The 21,043-nt window shown below is 73.5% G+C and carries 17 protein-coding genes; 8 read left to right on the top strand and 9 right to left on the bottom strand.

Annotated elements, in window-relative coordinates; genetic code table 11:
• Position 1: 1 nt before the first annotated feature.
• Together ACQSSQ_RS13175 and ACQSSQ_RS13170 are read right to left on the bottom strand one after the other, a co-directional pair.
• Positions 2–1,936, bottom strand: coding sequence for a copper amine oxidase (locus ACQSSQ_RS13175; protein WP_431327526.1), 1,935 nt, complete (start codon positions 1,934–1,936; stop codon positions 2–4).
• Between the two features lie 2 nt (positions 1,937–1,938).
• A complete protein-coding gene (locus ACQSSQ_RS13170) occupies positions 1,939–2,661 on the bottom strand; it encodes a hypothetical protein (protein ID WP_431327525.1) in 723 nt (240 codons plus the stop codon).
• Between the two features lie 120 nt (positions 2,662–2,781).
• On the opposite strand from ACQSSQ_RS13170, the gene ACQSSQ_RS13165 reads away from it, so the two are divergent.
• The gene (locus ACQSSQ_RS13165; RefSeq protein WP_431327524.1) at positions 2,782–3,552 is read left to right on the top strand and encodes an SGNH/GDSL hydrolase family protein; all 771 of its coding nucleotides are present in this window, start codon (positions 2,782–2,784) and stop codon (positions 3,550–3,552) included.
• An 86-nt stretch (positions 3,553–3,638) separates the two neighbouring features.
• Positions 3,639–5,459: a gamma-glutamyltransferase gene (gene ggt / locus ACQSSQ_RS13160; protein ID WP_431327523.1), complete on the top strand. Its 1,821-nt coding sequence runs from the start codon at positions 3,639–3,641 to the stop codon at positions 5,457–5,459.
• Positions 5,460–5,471: 12 nt separating this feature from the next.
• Here the strand turns inward: ggt and allB are convergent, their stop codons facing one another.
• From allB to uraD, 4 genes are read right to left on the bottom strand one after another with little or no spacing between them, the layout of a single operon-like run.
• Positions 5,472–6,842 (bottom strand): allantoinase AllB, encoded by a 1,371-nt coding sequence (allB, locus tag ACQSSQ_RS13155; protein WP_431327522.1) that lies wholly within the window; start codon positions 6,840–6,842, stop codon positions 5,472–5,474.
• A 5-nt stretch (positions 6,843–6,847) separates the two neighbouring features.
• The gene (pucL, locus tag ACQSSQ_RS13150) at positions 6,848–7,780 is read right to left on the bottom strand and encodes a factor-independent urate hydroxylase (protein ID WP_431327521.1); all 933 of its coding nucleotides are present in this window, start codon (positions 7,778–7,780) and stop codon (positions 6,848–6,850) included.
• Position 7,781: 1 nt separating this feature from the next.
• Positions 7,782–8,120 carry a hydroxyisourate hydrolase gene (gene uraH, locus ACQSSQ_RS13145; RefSeq protein ID WP_431327520.1) on the bottom strand — a complete coding sequence of 113 codons (339 nt, stop codon included), beginning with the start codon at positions 8,118–8,120 and terminating at the stop codon, positions 7,782–7,784.
• Positions 8,121–8,136: 16 nt separating this feature from the next.
• A complete protein-coding gene (uraD, locus tag ACQSSQ_RS13140; protein ID WP_431327519.1) occupies positions 8,137–8,646 on the bottom strand; it encodes a 2-oxo-4-hydroxy-4-carboxy-5-ureidoimidazoline decarboxylase in 510 nt (169 codons plus the stop codon).
• A gap of 112 nt (positions 8,647–8,758) precedes the next feature.
• Between uraD and ACQSSQ_RS13135 the strand changes: the two genes are divergently transcribed.
• On the top strand, positions 8,759–9,358 hold the full coding sequence (locus ACQSSQ_RS13135) for a cupin domain-containing protein (protein WP_431327518.1): 600 nt from the start codon (positions 8,759–8,761) through the stop codon (positions 9,356–9,358).
• 119 nt (positions 9,359–9,477) lie between these two features.
• Positions 9,478–10,437: a type IV toxin-antitoxin system AbiEi family antitoxin domain-containing protein gene (locus tag ACQSSQ_RS13130; protein ID WP_431327517.1), complete on the top strand. Its 960-nt coding sequence runs from the start codon at positions 9,478–9,480 to the stop codon at positions 10,435–10,437.
• A gap of 16 nt (positions 10,438–10,453) precedes the next feature.
• Here the strand turns inward: ACQSSQ_RS13130 and ACQSSQ_RS13125 are convergent, their stop codons facing one another.
• Entirely contained in the window at positions 10,454–11,698 is a 1,245-nt protein-coding gene (locus tag ACQSSQ_RS13125) for an allantoate amidohydrolase (protein WP_431327516.1), read from the bottom strand.
• Complete coding sequence (locus ACQSSQ_RS13120; RefSeq protein WP_431327515.1) at positions 11,695–12,912, bottom strand: pyridoxal-phosphate-dependent aminotransferase family protein; 1,218 nt, start codon at positions 12,910–12,912, stop codon at positions 11,695–11,697. The genes ACQSSQ_RS13125 and ACQSSQ_RS13120 overlap by 4 nt, the downstream gene beginning before the upstream one ends.
• Before the next feature lie 131 nt (positions 12,913–13,043).
• Here ACQSSQ_RS13120 and ACQSSQ_RS13115 point away from each other — a divergent pair, with 131 nt between their 5' ends.
• The 4 genes from ACQSSQ_RS13115 (at position 13,044) to ACQSSQ_RS13100 (ending at position 19,699) form a co-directional block, all read left to right on the top strand.
• Entirely contained in the window at positions 13,044–14,144 is a 1,101-nt protein-coding gene (locus ACQSSQ_RS13115; protein ID WP_431327514.1) for an acetamidase/formamidase family protein, read from the top strand.
• The gene (locus tag ACQSSQ_RS13110) at positions 14,141–15,685 is read left to right on the top strand and encodes an AtzH-like domain-containing protein (protein WP_431327513.1); all 1,545 of its coding nucleotides are present in this window, start codon (positions 14,141–14,143) and stop codon (positions 15,683–15,685) included. The genes ACQSSQ_RS13115 and ACQSSQ_RS13110 overlap by 4 nt, the downstream gene beginning before the upstream one ends.
• Positions 15,686–15,769: 84 nt before the next feature.
• Positions 15,770–19,141: a DEAD/DEAH box helicase gene (locus tag ACQSSQ_RS13105; protein WP_431327512.1), complete on the top strand. Its 3,372-nt coding sequence runs from the start codon at positions 15,770–15,772 to the stop codon at positions 19,139–19,141.
• 105 nt (positions 19,142–19,246) lie between these two features.
• Positions 19,247–19,699, top strand: coding sequence for a PGPGW domain-containing protein (locus tag ACQSSQ_RS13100; protein WP_431327511.1), 453 nt, complete (start codon positions 19,247–19,249; stop codon positions 19,697–19,699).
• A gap of 19 nt (positions 19,700–19,718) precedes the next feature.
• Here ACQSSQ_RS13100 and ACQSSQ_RS13095 read toward each other — a convergent pair whose 3' ends face one another.
• Positions 19,719–21,029 carry an isochorismate synthase gene (locus tag ACQSSQ_RS13095; RefSeq protein ID WP_431328001.1) on the bottom strand — a complete coding sequence of 437 codons (1,311 nt, stop codon included), beginning with the start codon at positions 21,027–21,029 and terminating at the stop codon, positions 19,719–19,721.
• Between the last annotated feature and the right edge of the window lie 14 nt (positions 21,030–21,043).

Below are 21,043 nucleotides of genomic sequence, written 5' to 3'. Positions count from 1 at the left end.
GCTAGCGTCGTACGCGCACCTTCCCGCGGACGGAGCTGCCGAGGACGTTCGCGTCGCCCGAGTAGGTCGCGGTCAGCCGGTGGAGACCGACCTTCTTCCTGACCCGGACGGTGACCGTCACGCGCCCTCCGGCGCTCGCCGGCAGCTTCTTGGTGGCCAGCACGGTCTTGCCGGCTCGCAGGGTCACGGTGCCGGTCGGCCGGCCGCCCGGGGCGGTGACGGCCACGCGGTACGTGACCTTCGCCCCGCGTCGTACCGTCCGGGTCGCCGGCGCCACCCGGACCCGCGAGGCCGCCCGGGCGACGACGACCGTGACCGGCGCCGTCCGCGAGGTGACCCACTTCGTCCCCGCCTTGGGGGAGTACACCGCCACCAGCCGGTGCGTGCCGGCGGCGAGCGTGGCGGGAAGGGCGTACGAGGCGGTGCCGGACGAGCTCACCGGGATCCCGGTGCGCAGCACCCGCGACCCGTCGACAAGGCTGACCGTGCCGGCGGGCCGGGCGGCGTTCTTCACCGCGGCCACGGTCACCGCGAGACGCACCGGGGTCGCGGAGCCGTACGTCTGGCGCGTCGCGCTGGCCCGCAGGCTGGTCGTCGTGGCGTTGCCGCAGAGGCTCGTGGAGTCGATGCGCGGCTCGGCCGGGTCGCCGTTGACGCACTCGCGCCCGAGCGGGGTGAGCGGCGACTGGGCGAGGAAGTCGCGCGGCACGAGCTGGAAGCCCTGCCAGTGGACCGGCATCGGGCTCTGGTCCTCGTCGCGGACGACGTGGTGGAAGCCGACGTTGACCCAGGCGACCGGGTCGGTGATCGTCCGGTCGCCGCCGTACGCAGCCTTGACGTAGTCGACGACGCTGGCCCCGCACGTGGTGTCGGGGTTCTTCGACGGGTACTGCTGGCACTCGTCGTGCTGGGTGAAGGTGATCTCGTTCTGGGTGACCGGGTTCGCCTCGAACGGGTCGTTCTTGTCGAACGCGACCTCGTACGAGCGGGGGTGGCCGTCGGCGTTCAGGCTGGACGGCGCGAGCACGCGGTACCAGCGCCGCTTGGCCGACGTCACCGACCTCGCCGTCGTGATCGCCGTGCGGGTCGCGGCGACGATCGGCGCGGACGTGCCCTGCGCCCCGGTCGGAGCGTGGTCGTACTGCTCGACCCGCTGCGTCGCGGCCTGGTCGATGCCGAAGTCGACCCGCCAGATGGCGTTGTGGTGGTGCGACGCGGCGTGGTCGGTCGAGCCCTCGCCGACCGGCCACCCGTACGCCTCGCCGACGAAGTCGTGCGGGGAGATGTCGCCGGTCGCGCCGAGCCGGGGCGTGATCGTGCCGTTGTCGGAGAAGCGGTACTGGGTCTCGTACTCGTACCAGTCGACCTTCGCGACCGCCGACACCACGAGCTCGGTGCCCTGCGCGGTGAACAGCATCTTGTCCTCGACCGAGCCCCACGCCTGCTCGTGCGCGCGGTAGGCGAGGTCGGAGTCCTGCTCCTGGACGCAGATCGCCGGGACCGTCCGCTGGACGAACCTCGTGCCCTGCTGCCAGCTCTGGGCGACGTCGAGGAGCGTGCCGCCGGGGCACTCGGTCTTGGCGAGCTTCTGCAGGTACTGGTTGCCGAACCCGTACGAGGTGATGTCGTCGTACTGGTGCTGGCCCGAGTCGTACGGGACGTTGAGCTGGCCGAGCGCGATCGAGTCGAGGACCTTGCGGTAGGTCGTCTCCGTCTTGGCCTTGAACCAGACCGACTCCAGCACGAGGCCCTTGTTGCTGTGGACGTTCCAGCACATCCGCCAGGCGGAGCCGGACTCGAGCGTCTTGGCTATCGTGCCGCGCGCGGAGCAGGGGAGGGCCGGCGGGGCGGCCTGCGCGGCCGGCGGGGCGGTCGCGGGGACCAGGGCGAGACCGGCCACGAGCGCGGCGGCGGCGAGGAAGGACCGGAGGGTCATCGTCAGTGCTCCTCGTGGTCGTGGTCGGGGGTCTCGACCGGGAGCACCGCCCCGTCCGAGAGATCGACGACGAGCCCGCTCGCGGCGAGGTAGTCGCCACCGGGGACCCGGATCTGGAGCTCGATGCAGCGGTGGCGCCCCGCGCACTCGACGACGCCGCCCGACGGCATCAGCGTGCCCGGGTCGAGCTCCTCACCGGTGGCCAGGAGGTAGTCGGCACGGAGGTGCTCACCGACGATGGACTCCAGCACGAGGTCGAGGGCGTGCTCGATCTCCCCGGGGCTCGGCGGCGGCTGGCTGCGGAGACGGTCGGTGCCGGTGACCTCGCCGGCGTCCAGGTCCACGGTCTGCACGACGACCTGGTCGCGCGCGTAGTCGTAGAGGACCACGTCCACGAGGCGGCGGCGCGTACCGTCGTCCATGGTCGCGAGGTCGACGGCGAGCAGCTCGGCCTGCGGCTGCCCGAGCACGTCGCGGACCCCGTCCGGCATCGACGGGTCGGTCTCCGCGAGGTGCTTGGCGTAGCCGATCTCGGCGAGGCTCAGCGGGTCGCGCGGCTCGCCGATCGTGCCAGGTCGCGCGGTCGGCAGGGCGGCGCGCGTGGTGAGGGTGCCCTCGGGCTTCTTGGGCGCGGCGTCGACGTCGTCGGCGAGACGGATCGTGACGACCACGGCGAGCGCGAGCACGACCGCGACGACGAGCGCCACCAGGGCGCGAGAAGGCAAGGCGCGAACGGGCATACGGAGCGTCCCTCATCCGGGGTACGAGACCTAGCGCACACTAGGGCACCGCCCGAGCCTACGAGATGCGCGGTTCCTTCGAGGGCCGATGTAACAATCGGGGTCATGGCTAGCGAACCCGTGTACCACCGCTACGTCGCGCTCGGCGACTCGTTCACCGAGGGTGTCGGTGACCCCGACAAGTCCCGGCCGAACGGGCTGCGCGGGTGGGCCGACCGGGTCGCGGAGGTGCTGGCGACGAAGGCGGAGGACTTCGGCTACGCCAACCTCGCGGTGCGCGGCCGGCTGCTCAAGCCGATCATCGCCGAGCAGCTCGAGCCGGCGCTGAAGCTGTCGCCGGACCTCGTGACCGTCTACGCCGGCGGCAACGACATCCTCCGGCCGAAGGTCGACCTCGACCTCCTCGGGGAGCTGTACGACGCCGCGATCGGTCGCCTGGCAGTCAGCGGCGGGCGCGTGGTGCTGTTCACCGGCTTCGACCTCGGGTATGCGCCGGTCTTCGGCAAGCTCCGCGGCCGGGTCGCGGTCTACAACGAGATCGTGCGGGAGATCGCCGACAACCACGGCGCGACCGTCGTGGACTTCTGGCGGTTCCGGGAGTACCGCGACGACCGCTACTGGGACACCGACCGCCTGCACATGTCGAGCCAGGGCCACCAGCAGATGGCGATCCACGTGCTCGACACCCTCGGGATCTCCCACGAGCTGAAGAAGCCGCGGCTGACGAAGGCGACGCCGCTGAGCAAGAAGGCCAAGCGCGACGCCGACCTGCAGTGGGCCAAGGAGTTCGCGGTCCCGTGGGTCCAGCGCCGGATCAACGGCACGTCCTCCGGCGACGCGGTCAAGCCGAAGCGGCCCACGCTCGAGCGCATCTGACGGCAGCGGCCGCGCCAGGACCCGTGACTTCGTCGTCCACAGCCGCGCGATCTGCGCGGGCGGCGGACTCGCCGTAGCGTCGACGGATGGACGTGAGGCGCATCACCACGACCCTGGCCGCCGCCGCGTTGGGCCTGTCCGTGCTGGTCGGCACGAGTCCGGCCGAGGCGCACAGACCCGCGCCGCCGCTGCAACCGACACCCACGTCGTACGGCACGGGCGGCGCGGTCGCCTCGGTGGACGCGACCGCGAGCAAGGTCGGTCGCGACGTGCTCGCGCGGGGCGGGAACGCCGCCGACGCCGCGGTCGCGATGGCGGCGACCCTCGGCGTGACCGAGCCCTACAGCGCGGGGATCGGAGGCGGCGGCTACTTCGTCTACTACGACGCGAAGAAGCGCAAGGTCTCCACGATCGACGGACGCGAGACCGCCCCCGCCGGCATCACGCCCGACGCGTTCATCGACGACGCGACGGGGCAGCCGTACCGGTTCACCCCCGAGCTCGTCACCTCCGGCGTGGCCGTCGGCGTGCCGGGCACCCTCGCGACCTGGGACGCAGCGCTGAAGCGCTTCGGGACGCGGTCGCTCGCGCGCTCCCTCGCACCGGCGATCGGCGTCGCGGCGAAGGGCTTCCCGGTCGACCAGACGTTCCGCAACCAGACGCTGGACAACAAGGCCCGGTTCGCCGCGTTCCCGGACACCGCGGCGCTGTTCCTGCCCGGCGGCGACGCCCCGCAGGTCGGCACGACGTTCCGCAACCCCGACCTCGCACGGACCTACGCCGAGATCGCGCGGCGCGGCCCCAGCGCCTTCTACCGCGGTTCCCTCGCCGAGGAGATCGCGGCGACCGTGCAGGAGCCGCCGAAGGACCCCGCCTCGACGCTTCCCGCGCCGGCCGGCACGATGACCGCCGACGACATCGCGGCGTACCGGGTGCGGCACCAGGCACCGACCAAGGTCCGCTACCGCGGGCACGAGGTCTACTCGATGGCACCCTCGAGCTCCGGTGGCACCACGGTCGGTGAGGCGCTGAACATCCTGGAGAACTACCGGCTGCGCGGCGGCTCGGGCACGGCGCAGAGTCTGCACCTCTTCCTCGAGGCGAGCGCCCACGCGTTCGCCGACCGCAACGCGTACGTCGGTGACCCGGCGTTCGTCGACGTGCCGACGGAGACGCTGCTGAGCCAGCGCTTCGCCGACTCGCGCGCGTGCGTGATCGACCCGGCGACGGCGGCGATCCGGCCCGTGGCGCCGGGTGCGCTCGACGGCAGCGGCTGCGGCGCGGCGGCGCGGAGCGAGAAGCCCGACACCGAGAACGTCTCGACGACGCACCTGTCGGTCGTGGACAGGTGGGGCAACGCGGTCGCGTACACCCTCACGATCGAGCAGACCGGCGGCTCCGGCATCACCGTGCCCGGTCGCGGCTTCCTGCTCAACAACGAGCTGACCGACTTCACCGCCGTGTACGACGAGGACGACCCGAACCGGATCGAGCCCGGCAAGCGACCGCGCTCCTCGATGTCGCCGACGATCGTGCTCGACCACGGCAAGGTGAAGTACGTCGTGGGCTCGCCGGGTGGCGCGACCATCATCACGACGGTGCTGCAGATCCTGATGAACCGCATCGACCTCGGCATGACGCTGCCGGAGGCGGTCGCGGCCCCGCGCGCCTCGAGCCGCAACGCGCCGACGACCCCGGCGGAGCCGGCGTTCATCGACGCGTACGGCGCCGCGCTCGCGCCGTACCAGCAGCGGCTGGTGCCGTCGGGCGACGCCTTCACCTCCGCCGCCGAGATCGGCGCAGCGGCGACGATCGAGGTCGGGCGACGCGGCACGATGATCGCGGCCGCGGAGCCGGTCCGACGCGGCGGCGGCACGGGACTGGTCGTACGCCCGCGCCGGCACTGATCCGGCGGGCGGTCAGCGGCGGAGGAGCCGTCCCCGCTGTGAAGGCTTGCGGTTGGTCTCCGGCACCTGGAACCAACCCGAACCCTTCACAACGGGGACGCCGCTGAACACCGGCGCGCCGCGGAGCACGGTGCCGGTCACGCGACCGCGCAGCGTGAGCCCGTCGTACGGGGACAGCTTGTTCTTGTGGGCGAGCGCGTCGGCGTGCACCGCGTACGACTCGCCGGGCGCCCAGAGCACGAGGTCCGCGTCGTGGCCGACGGCGATGGCGCCCTTGCCCCGGATCCCGGCGATCTCGGCGGGGGCCGCGGACATCCACCGGCCGACCGCGTCGATGCCGATCCCGCGCCGCAGCGCCGCGTCCGCGACGGTGGCGAACCCGACCTGGAGCCCCGCGATGCCGCCCCAGGCCTGCTGGAGGTCGCCGTGGCCGCGCGACTTCTCCGCTGCCGTGGAGGGGGAGTGGTCGGAGACGACGCAGTCGATCACGCCGTCGACGAGCGCGTCCCACAGCGCGTCCTGGTTGCCGCGGTCGCGGATCGGCGGGCAGCACTTGAACTCGGCGGCGCCGTCGGGCACCGAGGCCGCGTCGAGCACGAGGTAGTGCGGGCACGTCTCGACGGTGAGCGGCAGGCCCTCGGCCCGGGCGTCGGCGATCAGGTCCAGCGCGCGGGCCGACGAGAGGTGCAGGAGGTGGGTGCGGGTGCCGTGCTCGCGTACGGCGTCGATGACGGTCGCGATCGCGTCGACCTCGGCGGCGTCCGGGCGCGAGGCGAGGAAGTCCGCGTACGCACGGCTCGGCGGCGCGGGCGCGGCGGCGATGACGCCGGGGTCCTCGGCGTGCACGATCAGCAGCCCCCCGAACCCGCCGACCTCGCGCATCGCGCGGTGCAGCTGCGCCGTGTCGAGGGGAGCGAACTCCGGCACCCCGGAGTCCAGCAGGAAGCACTTGAACCCGAAAACGCCCTCATCCCACAGCGCCTCCAGCGAGCCGAGGCTCTCCGGGACCGCTCCTCCCCAGAAGCCGGTGTCGACCCGGACCTGGCCTTCGGCGCGCTCGCGCTTGCGGGCCAGCGCCTCGGGCGTGGTCGTGGCCGGGATGCTGTTGAGCGGCATGTCGACGATGGTCGTCACGCCCCCGCGCGCGGCGGCCTCCGTCGCGGTCGCGAAGCCCTCCCACGCGGTGCGGCCCGGCTCGTTCACGTGCACGTGGGTGTCGACGATCCCGGGGAGCACGTCGGTGCCGGCGTCGACGGTCATGTCGGCGCTGGGGTCGAAGCCGTCGGCGACCGCGGTGATCCGACCGTCGTCCACGGTGATCGTCACCGGCGCCAGCCTTCCCTCGACGAGGGCCCGCTGTGCGCTCAGGCGGTAGGTGCCCATCGCGTTCAGCAGAAGCCGCCGACCGACGCCCACACCGCATCGGCCGGCTCCGCGTCCTCGCGCAGGACCGCGGCCTCGATCAGGCCGTACGGGCGGTCCGCGGCGTAGAAGACCTCGCCCGGGTTCTCGAGCCCGAACGGCGCGAGGTCGACGAGGAAGTGGTGCTTGTTGGGCATCGAGAACCGGACCTCGACGACCTCCGGCACGGCGTCGAGCACCGCCGACCCCATCGCGTACAGCGTCTGCTGGAGCGCCTTCGAGTGCGTGCTCGCGAACGCGTCGAGCATCGCCGTGCGCGCAGCGGCGTACGCGACGTCGTACGCCTCGTCGTCGTACGACCCCGCGACCGCGGTCGCGTACCGCCAGCGCGCCGTCACCGACGTGGCGAGGATGCGGTCGGTCTCCTCGGGCAGCGTCGTGTAGGAGTCGCGGGGAAAGCCGACGAACTCCGACCCGGTGGACTTGAGCACGACCAGGTCCTTCAGTCCCGCGAGCACCGTCGTCGCGTCGCCGTCGCGGACCACCGCCGCCGTGCGTGTCTCGCCGCCGTCGCGCGAGAAGGCGTGGTCGTGGCCCTGCGGCCTCGAGGCGGTGGGGATCCGGGACCAGGCGTACTGCTCGGCCGTCCAGCGCCCGCCGCTCACCCAGGCGAACGTGCCCGTGAAGTGGTCGGCGAGACGCAGGAGGAACGTCTCCGCAGCGCCGACGCCGTCGCGGGCGAACGCGTACACCGTGTTCTTCTGGGTGTCCGTCGCCACCACGTGGGAGTTGTCGCCCTCGACGTGGGCCCCGGCGAAGTCGCCGACCAGCTGGCTCGTCACCGAGAGGTCGGTGAGCACGTGCCGAGGTGAGACGCGGTCCACGCGGACCAGCCGGACCTCGGCCTTGCCGTACTGGTTGGGCCCGAGCCGGTACGCGGCGGACGACGGGACGGGCATGTCAGCTCCCTCGATAGGTGGAGTAGGCGAACGGGCTCAGCAGCAGCGGGACGTGGTAGTGCTCGTCGAGCGTCGTGACCGTGAACGTGAGCTCGACGGTCGGGAAGAAGGTCGGCCGGTCGTCCCGGGCGAAGTAGGCGCCGGTGTCGAACGTGAGGCGGTAGGTCCCGGCGGGGAGGTGCTTCGGCCCGAGGTCGCCGAGGCGCCCGTCGTCGTCGGTGGTGCCGACGGCCATCGGCTCGACCACGCGCTCGTCGACGAGGCTCAACGTGACGGAGACGCCGGCGGCGGGGCGGCCCAGCGTGGTGTCGAGGACGTGGGTGGTGACGTGGCTGGTCATGCTCCATCCTGGCCGCTCATGCCGGCTCCTCGCCGGTCGACACGATCTCCCGGAGGCGCAGCAGCGCGATCTCGCGCAGCTGCCCCCTGACCACCTCGCGCTCGGTCGCGTCGTCGTTGCCGAGCCGCTGCTCGAGCAGCGCGAGGATCTCCTCGGCGTCGCGCCCGGCCGCGCGGACCAGGAACACCCGGTCGAACCGCTCCTCGTACGCCGCGTTGCCCGCACGCAGGCGCTCGGCGACGTCGGCGTCGGTGGAGACCCCGGACTGCTCGCGCGCCGACATCGCGGCCTCGCTCGCCGGTCGCTGCGAGCGCTCGCCGATCCGCGGGTGCTGGGCGAGGGCGCGGTCGACCTCGTCGTCGGTCCAGGTCCGTGCCGTGCTGTCCGCGTGCGCGAGCAGGGCGTCGACCGACGCGTACGGCCGCGCGTCGACGACCGCGCTCACCCAGCGGGGGACGTCGGCGCAGGTGGTCAACGCCGCCGCGAGGTCCTCCGGCGGGAGCGCGTTGACGGCTGCGAGGTCCATGGTCGTGAAGTTATTCCTTAACGGACGGTGAGGTGTTTCTTCTCGGTGAACGCTGTGTAAGAACGCGCGAGGCGGCACCCGGCCGGCCCGTTCGTGCCTACACTCACGCAGCATGACGCTCGAACCCGCGGCCCCGGAAGCCCCTGGTGGCGACGCCGCACATCTTCCCGTCGGGCCCCGCCTGCGCGAGCTGCGCGAGGCGAGCGGGGTGTCGATGCGGGCCCTGGCGACCCAGCTCGGGATCTCGCCCAGCGCCCTGTCGCAGATCGAGCGCGGTGTCATGCAGCCGTCGGTCAACCGGCTCGTCGAGATCGTGACCGCGCTCGACGTCCCGCTCGCGTCGGTGTTCGACGCGTCGGCGTCGGCCAACGGGGGAGCGGTCGTCGCCCGGGCCGGCCAGACCGGACCGGTCGAGCTCGCCGACGGCGTGACCTACCGGCGCCTGTCGCCGGTGCCGATCACCGGCGCCGAGGTGTTCGAGTCGACGTACCCGCCCGGAGCGGCGTCGAGCCAGCACGACCGCATGCTCGTGCACCGTGGGCGAGAGGTCGGCAGCGTGACCGCGGGTGAGCTGACGGTCGTGGTCGGGGGAGAGCGGTACGTCCTCGGGGTCGGCGACTCGATCACCTTCGCGGCGACCACCCCGCACCGCGTCTCCAACGACGGCGACGTGGTCGCGGTCGCGTTCTGGCTGACGCTGCACGACGTGTGAGCGGCTCCCGCAGATCGCGAGCGGGGAAGATCCGCGCCTTCGGTGACACCAGACTTCCCCGGTCACCGGCCTGTGGACGGCGCCCGCGCGGCTCGGTCCGCCTGCGCCACGCTGCCCGGGTGGACGCGATCACCGACCTGCTCGCCGCGCAGTGCGGCGTGGTTGCACGGCGGCAGCTCCGCGCTCTCGGTCTCGCGCCGCACGAGATCAGGCGACGGGTCCGGCGGCACACGCTGACGCCGCTGTTCCCCGGCGTCTACGTGAATCACACCGGGGCACCGACGTGGATCCAACGGGCATGGGGCGCCGTCCTGTACGCCTGGCCCGCGGCGCTCTCGGGGGCATCGGCGCTGCGAGCCGCCGAACGGCGCGGGCTCGACAGCACCGCCGAGGACACCGTCGAGGTCGCCATCGACCACCGTCGCAAGGTCGTCGCGGTCGATCGCGTGGCGATCCGTCGACGACGTCGCCTCGACGACCTCGTCCAGTGGAACCTCTCGCCCCCGCGTCTGCGGTACGAGGAAGCGGTGGTCGACGAGGCCGTCGACGCCGAGGACGAGCTGGACGCCATCGCCGCCCTCGCCCGCGCCTGCGGGTCACGTCGTACGACGGCAGCACGGCTCGCTGCCGCCCTCGCGCGCCGGTCGCGGGTCACGGACCGCCGGTGGCTCCAGGCGGTGCTGCGTGACGTCGCGGAGGGGACCCAGTCGGTCCTCGAGCATGGCTACCTCACGCGCGTCGAACGCCCGCACCGCCTGCCTCGCGGTCGCCGCCAGCTCGTCGCGAAGACCGTCGAGGGCACCGCGTACCGTGACGTCCAGCACGGCACGGTGGTGGTCGAGCTCGACGGCCGGATCTACCACGAGAGTGCGTCGAAGCGAGACGACGACCTCGAACGCGACCTCGACGTGCTCGTCGAAGGAAGGCCCACCGCTCGGCTCGGCTGGGGTCAGGTGTTCCGGCGGCCGTGCACCACCGCCGTCAAGCTCGCGAGGCTCTTCCAGGCCCACGGCTGGCACGAGGAGCCGACCGCGTGCTCCCCGGACTGCGCAGTGGGGAATTCTGGCGCCACCCGGTGACACCAGACTTCCCCGGTCACGGGGCCAGCGCCACCGCCAGCACCGCCGCCGCGAACGCGTCGATCGCGAGCGCCACGTCGTCGAGCCGCACCGCCTCGTCGGGATGGTGCGAGATGCCGTCGTGGCACCGGACGAACTGCATCGCGACCGGCGTCACCGCGGCGACCGCCATCGCGTCGTGGCCGGCCCTGCTGAACAGCACCCTCGGCTCCTCGCCGGTCGTGGTGCGGATGCCGGCTGCGACGGCCTCGCGGAGCGCACCGTCCATCGCGACCGCCGGAGCGCGGTGCGTCTCGACGACCTCGAAGGTCAGTCCTCGCTCCGCGCACCGCTTCTCCACCGCGTCTGCGATCAGCTCCCAGGCTCGGTCGCGGTCGGCGTCGTGCTCCGCCCGCAGGTCGAGCGTGAGGTCCACCCGGCCGGGGACCACGTTCACCGCGCCGGGGTGCACGTGCAGCGACCCGACGGTGGCGATCACACCCTCGTCCCGCGCGATCCGCTCGACGTCGACGACGGCGTGGCTCGCGCCGACCAGGGCGTCACGGCGCCGCTCGTACGGGGTGCCGCCGGCGTGCCGCGCCTCCCCGACGACGCGCAGCGCGAACCGGCGCGCCCCGGCGATGCTGCTCACCACCCCGAGAGGGAGGTCCTCCTGCTCGAGGGACGGGCCCTGCTCGATGTGGGACTCCAGGTAGCCCACCAGCGACGCCGGGTCACGCGCCGCGTCGCCGACCGCGGCGGGGTCGAGCCCGAACTCGGCGAACGCCTCGCGCAGCGTGACGCCGTCGTCGTCGCGCTGGTCCCACCACCCGTCGTCCCAGGTCCCGGCCAGTCCGCAGCTGCCCATCAGGGCCGAGCCGAAGCGGGTGCCCTCCTCGTCGGAGAACCCGACGACCTCGAGCGCGAACGGCAGCGACGGCATCCGGTCGCGCAACCGCTCGGCGACCGCGATCGCGAGCACGACGCCGAGCGGACCGTCGTACCGGCCCGCGTCGGGGACGGTGTCGAGGTGCGAGCCGAGGAGCAGGCTGGGGAGGCCGGGCGTCGCACCCTCGAGGCGTCCGCAGACGTTGCCGACGGCGTCGGTCCACGTGTCCATCCCCGCCGCCTGCATCCACGACCCCGCCAGCGCGTTGGCCGCGGCGTGCTCCGCAGTCAGGTAGAAACGGTCGATCCGGCCTTCCCGGGCGCTCAGGGCCGCGAGGGCGTCGCACCGCTCCAGCGCCGTACGGGCGTCGGCGAACGCGTCGGTCGCGCTCACGCGGCGTACACCTCCTTGGCGGCAGCCACGCCCGCACCGGGGGTCGGTGCCGTCCCGGCCGCCCGCAGGACCTGCTCGAGCGCGGCCAGCGTGGACAGGACCGCGTCGTGCCGCGCGTTCCAGCCCATCGTGCCGATCCGCCAGACCTTGCCGTGCAGGGGACCGAACGAGGTCCCGATCTCGATGCCGAAGTCGCTCAGCATCGCCGCCCGGGCCGCGTCGCCGTCGACGCCGTCGGGGATCTCGACCGCGACGACGTTGTTCATCTTGTGCGCCTGGTCGCCGAACAGCGCGAGCCCGAGCGCTGCGGCGCCGGCCGTCATCGCGGCACCGTGCAACCGGTGCCGCTCGACCGCCGCGTCCATCCCCTCCTCCACCAGCAGGCGGGCGCACTCGCGCGCGCCGTAGAGCATCGTGGTCGCCTCGGTGTGGTGGTTCAGCCGTCGCGGTCCCCAGTAGTCGAGGATCATCGCGAGGTCGAAGTAGTTGGACCGGATCCGCTCGCCGCGGTCGTCGTCGGACGCCTCGCGGATCCCCGCCTCGACGTGCCGCCGTCCGTCCACGACCTCGACGGCCGCCTCGGACAGGCTGATCGGTGCGCTGCCCGAGGGACCGCCGAGGCACTTCTGCAGACCCGCCGTCGCGACGTCGAGCTGCCAGTCGTCCATCGCGAACGTGTTGCCGGCCAGCGACGCGGTCACGTCGACGTACGTCAGCACGCCGAGCTCGCGGCACGCGGGACCGAGCGCGGACAGCGGCTGGCACATCGTCGTGGAGGTGTCTCCCTGGACGGTCGCGAGCAGCTTCGGGCGCACCCGGCGAACCGCCTCCACGATCTCCTCCTCGTCGAAGACCGTGCCCCACGCGGTCTCGATCGTGTGCACCTCCGCGCCGCAGCGCTCGGCGATCTCGCGGAGCAGGTGCCCGAACCGCCCGAGGACCGGGACGACCACCCGGTCGCCTGGCTCGAGCAGCGACACGAGCGCCGCCTCGATCCCGGCGCGCGAGGTGCCGTCGACCAGCAGCGTCGCCTCGTTGTCAGTCCGGAACACCTCCCGGTAGAGCGCCATCGTCTCGTTCATCGACGCCGTCATCCACGGGTCGTACTGGCCGACCAGCTGCGCCGACATCGCCCGCAGCACCCTCGGGTCGGCGTTCACGGGACCCGGTCCCATCAGCAGGCGCGGGGGCGGGTCGATCGGCGCTACGGGCACGGGCTCCTCCTCGTACGGGGTCGTGGGCGACGGTAGGTGCGCGATGTGTCTGCCTTGTTAACTCTGGCATCGCCGGGCGGGAATCGGCGTCCGAAAAGGTAGGTTGACCGCACCCACCGACAGGAGCGCCCGTGATCGACCAGCCGATCCTGCACCGCGGTACGGGGCCGGTGACCGGCGACCTGTACCTCCCCGCCGAGCGCGGGACGACCCTCTGGGGACGCCTGCCGTGCGCGCGCGACGCCGCCGTGATGCGTGTCGACCCCGGTGCCACGGTGACGATCGACACGATCAGCCACGAGGGGATCCTGGAGGACCAGGGGCGCGATCCTCGCCGGTTCTTCGCCGCACACGGCGTCGCGCCCGACCGGGTCCTCGACGACGCCGTCGAGCTCGCCCGCTCCGAGCACCCGCACACCATGGCGAGCGACGGTCCGCACGTCGTCACCGGCCCGATCGAGGTCCGCGGAGCGGAGCCGGGGGACCTGCTCAAGATGACGGTGCTCGAGACGACGCGGCGCGTGCCGTACGGGGTGGTGTCCAACCGGCACGGCAGGGGTGCGCTCCCGGGGGAGTTCCCGCTCACGCCGGGGACGTTCTCCGCGTTCGCGGCCGTCGAGGACGTCGACGGCATCCCGTGCGGGACGATGCCGCTCACGCCCGGCGGCGAGCCTTCGGTCGCGTTCCCGCTGGCGCCGTTCCTCGGCATCATGGGCGTCGCGGTGTCCGGTGACGAGCGGCCGGACTCCGTGCCGCCGGGACCGTTCGGCGGCAACATCGACCTCAACATGGCGACCGTCGGAGCCGCGATGTACATCCCGGTCCAGGTGCCCGGCGCCCTCGCGTACGTCGGGGACCCGCACTTCGCGATGGGCGGCGGCGAGGTCGCGCTCACCGCCATGGAGGCGTCGCTGCGGGTGACGCTGCGCTTCGACGTGGTGGCGCGCGAGGACGCGGCGCGGATGTTCGGCGACCTCGTGACCCCGCTCGTCGAGACCGCCGAGCACCTCGTGCCGACCGGGCTCGACGAGGACCTCGACGTGGCGCTCCAGAACTGCGTCCGCGCCGCGATCGGGGTCCTCGGTGCCCGCTACGGGATGCACCCGCAGCAGGCCCTCGCGTACCTGTCGGCCGCGACCGACTTCGAGGTCTCGCAGGTCGTCGACGTCGTGAAGGGCGTGCACGCCAAGATCCGGACGGCCGACTTCGAGCGGATGGGGCGGCGCCGGTGAGCGAGGCGGCTGCGCCCGAGGCGCCTGCGCCCGAGGGGCTGCTCGAGGCGTTCTGGGCGTACGAGCGGGCGCTGATGGACGACGACGTGGCGGCCCTCGACGGGCTGTTCGAGCCTGGGCCGGCGACGCTGCGCGGCGACGCGGGCGGGGTGCTCGTCGGGCACGAGACGATCGGCGCGTTCCGCCGGGTCCGCGGCGGTGCGCCGGCACGCACGGTGGAGGCCGTCCACGTCGTCGAGGCCGGTCCCGACGCCGCGGTCGTCGTCAACGCGTTCGCGGCGGCGTCCGGGGGACGCGGGCAGCAGACCCAGCTGTGGCGGCGCGGCGACGACGGGCGGTGGCGTGTGGCCGTGGCGCACGTCGCGGCGCCGCCCTCGACGTACGACCGCACGGTCTGGCGCGTCGTCGGCGACCCACTCGTGCCGCCGACCGGGAGCGGCGTCCTCGACGGGGAGTCGGTCGCGGTGAAGGACCTGTTCGCCGTGCGCGGCTTCGGTGTGGGGGCCGGGGTGCCGGCGTACCTGGCCGAGCAGCCTCCCGCCCCGGCGCACGCCGGCGCGCTCGAGCGGCTGCTCGCGGCCGGGGCGTCGGTCCGCGGCATCGCCCGCACCGACCAGCTCGCGTACTCCATCTCCGGCACCAACGACCCCTACGGCGCCCCGGTCAACGCGGTCGTCCCGGGGGCGCTGCCGGGCGGGTCGTCGAGCGGCACCGCGACCGCCGTCGCCCTCGGCGTCGCGACCCTCGGGCTCGCGACGGACACCGCGGGATCGGTCCGGGTCCCCGCGTCGTACCAAGGGCTGTGGGGTCTGCGGACGACGCACGGCTCGGTCGACGTCGCCGGTCTCGTGCCGCTCGCGCCGTCGTTCGACACCGTCGGGCTGCTCACCCGGACGCCGGCGCGGCTGCGGGCGGTGGCGGCCGTCGCGCGCGGGCCCGAGGCGGTGGACGTCCCCGCGGAGGGCGGCTGGGCCGTCGCGCCGGCGCTCCTGGCGGTCTGCGAGCCGGAGGTCGCGGAGGCGTTCGGGGCGTGGACGGGGTCGCTCGGCGAGCGGGTGACCGAGGTCGCGGTGCCCGACGTGCACGCGGTGTACGAGGCGTTCCGCGTCCTCCAGGCGTACGAGGCGTGGCAGTCGCACGGCGACTGGATCGACGCCCACCCGGGTGCGCTCGTCGGGGCGGCGGCCCAGCGGTTCGAGGTCGCCGCCTGGGTGAGCCCGGCCGAGGCACTGGCGGCGGCGGAGGCCCTGAGCGGCTTCCGTGCGGAGCTCGAGGCGACGCTCGGCGACCGTACGCTCCTCCTGCCGTCGGCCTCGTCGACCGCGCCGCTGGTGTGGGCCGACCCGGCCGAGATCGACCGCGTCCGCGCGGCGACGCTGGCCCTGGGCGCGGTCGCCGGCGTGCTCGGCCGCCCGGCGGTGTCGGCGCCGCTGCTCTCGCTCGCCGGGGGGCCGGTCGGGGTGTGCCTCGTGGGGCCGCGCGACTCCGACCTGGCCCTGGTCGACCGTGCGGCCGCGCTCGCCGCGGTCCGGTCGGCGTGACGCGGATCCTGTGGACGGCGCCGCTGTCGGGACGTCGCTGTGGAGAGCCCGGGGAGCGTCGGCGCCGCCGCCTACTCTGGACAGGTGCTGACCCTCGCCGATCTCGCTGACGAGGCCCTGCTGCGTCTGCACATGGACGAGGGCACGATCGCCCGCGGCAGGGCCTACGCGCGCGACGGCTACGTCATCGACCTCGACATCGCGCGCAACCGCGACGGCTACCTCCTCCAGAGCAGCGTCGCCGGCAGCGGCGCGGGCAGCTACCAGACCGTCGTCTCCGCCCGCAGCGAGCCGGGGCAGCCGGTCGAGCTCTACACGGCGTGCTCGTGCCCGGTGGCGCACCGCTGCAAGCACGCGGTGGCGACCGTGCTGGTCGCCCGCGACCGCGAGGCGCGTCCGGGAGCCGGTTCCGGGGCGACCCCTGGTGCAGGCTGGGAGCGGGTCCTCGACGACCTCGTCGCCGACGTCGGGGACGACGCCGCGCCGCCGGGCCGGGTGCCGGGCCGCGAGGGTCAGGAGCTCGCGCTCCGCCTCGAGGTCGGCCCCCGGAGGCAGACCGAGTGGCGGTTCGGGCAGGGCACGAGCGACACCACGCGCCCGCCGCTGCGCCTGCGGCCCGTCACGCGCGGGCGCCGCGGCAGCTGGGTCAAGACCGGCGTCGGCTGGCGTGACCTCGTGGTCGCCGACCCCCGCGACGGCAGGTTCGTCCCCGAGCACGTCGACGTGCTGCGCGCGATCCACGGCACCCACCGGGCCCGGTTCTCCTACGGGTTCGGGTCCGAGGACACGCTCCCGCTCACCGCGCTCGGCGCGTCGCTGTGGCGGCTGCTGCGGGAGGCCACCGAGGTCGGCCTGCCCCTGGTCACGTCGGGGTTCGCCGAGGTCCGGCTCGCGTCCCAGCCCGCTCGCCTAGCGATGGACCTGCAGGCCGACGGTGCCGGCGGTGCTTTCCTGGTCGCGGGCGCGGAGGTGGGCGGTGCGTGGGCCGCCGCGGAGGACGTGACCTTCCTCGGGACACCGGAGCACGGCGTCGCGCTGTGGGAAGGGTCCGGCGAGGACGCGGTCGCGACGCTCGCCCCGCTCGACCGTGCCCCGACCGCCGCGGTCAAGGAGCTGTTCACCACCGGCCGTCGGGTCGCCGTCCCCCGCGACGGCATGGACGACCTGCTCCACACCTACCTGCCCCGGGTCCGCCGGCTCGTCGACGTGACGTCGCGCGACGACTCCGTGCCGGTCCCGGACCCGCCCGCTCCGCACCTGGTGCTGGCCCTGACCTGGGTCGGAGGCCACGAGGCGCACCTGTCGTGGTCGTGGCACTACCGCAGCCCCGCGACGGGCCAGACGGTGCGTGTCTTCGCGCTCGACGACGAGCCCGCCCCGTACGGGATGCGCGACCTCGGGCTCGAGCGCGTCGCGCTCGACCGGCTCGCCCTCGACGACGACGCGGCCACGCTGCTGCTCCGCACGGGCGCCGCCACGCCGACCCCCTACCCGTCGCTCGTCCTCCGTGAGATGGACGCGGTCAGGTTCGCCCAGGACGTGCTGCCCGGCCTCCGGCGCAACCCCGCCTTCGAGGTCCAGGTCGACGGCCACCAGCCCGAGTTCCGCGAGGTCCTGGGCAAGCCGGAGATCCAGTTCACCACCGCGCCGACCCCGTCGGGCCGCACCGACTGGCTGGATCTCGAGGTCGTCGTCACGATCGGCGGCCGCCAGGTCGGCCTGGCGACGATCATCGAGGCGATCGCCACCGGGCAGGACAAGATCCTGCTGCACCAGACCGAGCGCAAGGGCACCTACCTCTACGTCAGCGTCGACCATCCCGAGCTGGACGCGCTGGCGCGGATGCTCGAGGACGCGCGCGCCCTGAGCGACCAGCCCCGCGACGCCGCGACGATGAGCGTCGCGACGCAGGCGTTCGACCTGTGGGACGAGCTCGACGAGCTCGGGGTGGTCGACGTCCAGGCCGCGCGATGGGTGGCCATGGCGCGCCGCCTCGCGGGGGAGGAGGGCGTGCCGGACGTCGCGGCTCCCACCGGGCTCAAGGCGACGCTGCGCCCGTACCAGCAGAAGGGGTTCTCGTGGCTGGCGTTCCTGGCCGACCACGGGCTCGGCGGGATCCTCGCCGACGACATGGGGCTGGGCAAGACCCTGCAGACGCTCGCCCTGGTGGTCCGTGCCCGCGAGACCGACCCGCAGGCGGCGCCGTTCCTCGTGGTCGCGCCGACCAGCGTCGTCGGCACGTGGGCGCACGAGGCCGCCGAGTTCGCCCCTGACCTCGTCGTCCGCACGGTCACCGAGTCGGCCGCCCGGCGCAAGGAGTCGTTGAGGGAGGTGGCCGCCGGCGCCGACCTCGTGGTCACCTCCTACACGCTGCTGCGGCTCGAGGCCGACGACTACGCCGACCTCGCCTGGTCCGGGCGCATCCTCGACGAGGCGCAGGCGGTGAAGAACCACCGCGGCAAGACCTACCAGGCCGTCCGACGCGTCGACGCGCCCTTCTCGCTCGCGATCACCGGCACGCCGGTCGAGAACGACCTCATGGAGCTTTGGTCGCTCCTCTCGCTCACGGCACCGGGCCTGTTCCCCTACCCGACTCACTTCGCGAAGGACGTCGCCAACCCGATCGAGAAGGGCGGCGACGCCGACCTGCTCGCGCTTCTGCGCCGGCGCATCCGCCCGATCATGCTCCGCCGGACCAAGGAGCTGGTCGCCGCCGACCTCCCGCCGAAGCAGGAGCAGGTGCTCGAGGTCACTCTCTCGGCGCGGCACCGCAAGATCTACGACACCCACCTGCAGCGCGAGCGTCAGCGCATCCTCGGGCTGCTCGAGGAGGCGGGCGACGACGAGGTGGCCCTGCGTCGCCACCGCATCACCATCTTCGCGGCGCTGACCCGGCTGCGTCAGCTCAGCCTCGACCCGGGCCTGGTCGACCCGCGCTACGACGCCGTCGGGTCGGCCAAGGTCGACCTCCTCGTCGAGCAGGTGCTCGAGCTCGCGGCCGAGGGACACCGTGCGCTCGTGTTCAGCCAGTTCACGACGTTCCTGCGGCGGGTCCAGGACCGGCTCGAGCGCGAGGGCGTGGCGACCTCCTACCTCGACGGCAGCACGCGGGACCGACCCGCGGTCATCGACGGGTTCAAGGCGGGCGACCAGCCGGTCTTCCTGATCAGCCTCAAGGCAGGCGGGGTCGGGCTGACGCTCACCGAGGCCGACTACGTCTTCGTCCTCGACCCGTGGTGGAACCCCGCCGTCGAGGCCCAGGCGGTCGACCGGGCGCACCGCATCGGGCAGGACTCGCCCGTGATGGTGTACCGGCTCGTCTCCGCAGGCACGATCGAGGAGAAGGTCGTCGAGCTGAAGGCGCGCAAGGCCGAGCTGGTGGCGAGCGTCCTGGACGACGAGGCGACCGCCTCGGGCGAGCTCACCGCCGACGACCTCGCGGGGCTGTTCTCCTAGCCGGCGGCCTGCTCGGTCCTCCTGTGCGTTTCCCCTCGCCAGTACCGTTGAGGGAGGTCCCTCGCCATGGCAGGGTGCCGCCCGTCGCCTGCCCAGGAATCCTCCATGCCTGCTTCCTCCGCTGCCCCTGCCCCGCCAGCCGTTGCGACGGTGTCCGCACGCGCGCAGGCGTTCGTCGCCCGAGCCCACGGGCTGATCGACCGACTCGAGGCGTGGGCACACGGCAAACGGAGCCGTCGGCTGATCTCCAAGGTTTTCGTCTCGGTCGTCGGCCCTCTCGTGGTGCTGATCGGGTTGGCGATGACGGTTCTTCCCGGGCCGGGCCTGGTGGTCGCGGGTGTCGGCATGGCGCTGCTGGCGCTGGAGTACGCCTGGGCGAGGTCCGCACTGAGCTTCGCCGGGCGGGCGTTGGCCTGGGCGCGAGAAATCGTGTTCCCCAAGAACGGCTCGGGCCTTCGGCGGATCGCCGGTCTCGCCGCCGCCGGCGCGTTCGTCGTCCTCACCACCGCGCTCACCGGTGCGGTCACGACGTTCCTGGGTGCCCAGGCGCTGCTGTAGCCCTCGGCGGCATCGAGCCTCAGTCCGCGGTGAGCGCGTCGCGGACCGGCACGAGCTTGGCCTGCGACTCGGCGCGCTCCGCCTCCGGGTCCGAGTCGGCGACGATCCCGCAGCCTGCGAACAGGCGCACGCGCGACCCGTCGTACTCGGCGGAGCGCAGCGCGATGCCCCACTCGCCGTCGCCGTCGGCGTCGATCCATCCGACCGGTCCGGCGTAGCGGCCGCGGTCCATCTGCTCGATCTCGGCGATCAGCTCGAGCGCGACCGACCGGGGCGTCCCGCCGACCGCCGCCGACGGGTGCAGTGCCGCCGCCAGGTCGAGCGCGGTCGCGGACTCGTGCGCGCCGTCGACGACACCGGCGACATCGGTGGCGAGATGCATCACGTTGGGCAGGTGGAGCACGAACGGGGCCTCGGGGACGTTCGTCGAGGAGCAGTACGGCTCGAGCGCGTCGGCCACCGACCGCACCGCGTACTCGTGCTCCTCGAGGTCCTTGCTGGAGCGCGCGAGCGATCCGGCGAGCGCGAGGTCGCGGGCGTCGTCGCCGGTGCGGCGGATCGTGCCGGCGAGGACGCGCGACGTCACCAGTCCGCGCTCGCGGCGCACCAGCATCTCGGGCGTCGCTCCGAAGAGGTGGTCGACGTGGAAGGTCCAGCAGTTCGGGTAGGCCTCGGCGAGCCGTCGCAGCGGAGCCCGCACGTCGAGCGGCTCGGCGAGGTCGGCGACCAGGTCGCGGGCGAGGACGACCTTGTCGAGCAGTCCCGCCTCGATGCGCCGCACCGCCTCGGACACGATCGACTCCCACTGGGCGCCCGAGGTCGAGCCGTCGGTGAAGACGACGCCCTCGGGAGCTGCCGGCTCGTCGGTGGGACCCACCTCGGCCGACGGTGCGAGCGCGGCGTCGCGGATGGTGGTCACCCAGGTGGTGGTGCCGCGCCGTCCGACGACCACCCGCGGCACGACGAGGACGGAGCTGCCGGGCTCGCGGCCGCGGGTGCGACCTGAGTCGTCGCCGAACGCGAAGGAGCCGAAGGCCACGAGACCGCTGCCCGGGACGTCGACCTTGTCGCGGACGACGGCGTGCGCCGAGATCTCGCGCCACCACGCGCTCGCATCGGCGAACCGGTCCGGTCCGGTGGTCTCGACGCGGGCCGCCTCGCCCCAGGCGACGATGCCGTCGCCGTCGCGCACCCACGCCAGCGCGCTGTCGGTGGGGAGCAGATGGGTGAGGGGCACGCCCTCGAGCGCCGTGGGGTCGAGAAGGACCGACTGCGCCACGAGCCGGAGGGGTCCACGCAGAGGGACGACGGTGTCGGTCACGTCTGCCAGGGTACGACCCGTGC

The organism is Mumia spirodelae (assembly GCF_050632745.1).
In the GTDB taxonomy this organism is placed as follows: domain Bacteria; phylum Actinomycetota; class Actinomycetes; order Propionibacteriales; family Nocardioidaceae; genus Mumia.
This window is presented reverse-complemented; position numbering and strand designations above follow the sequence as displayed.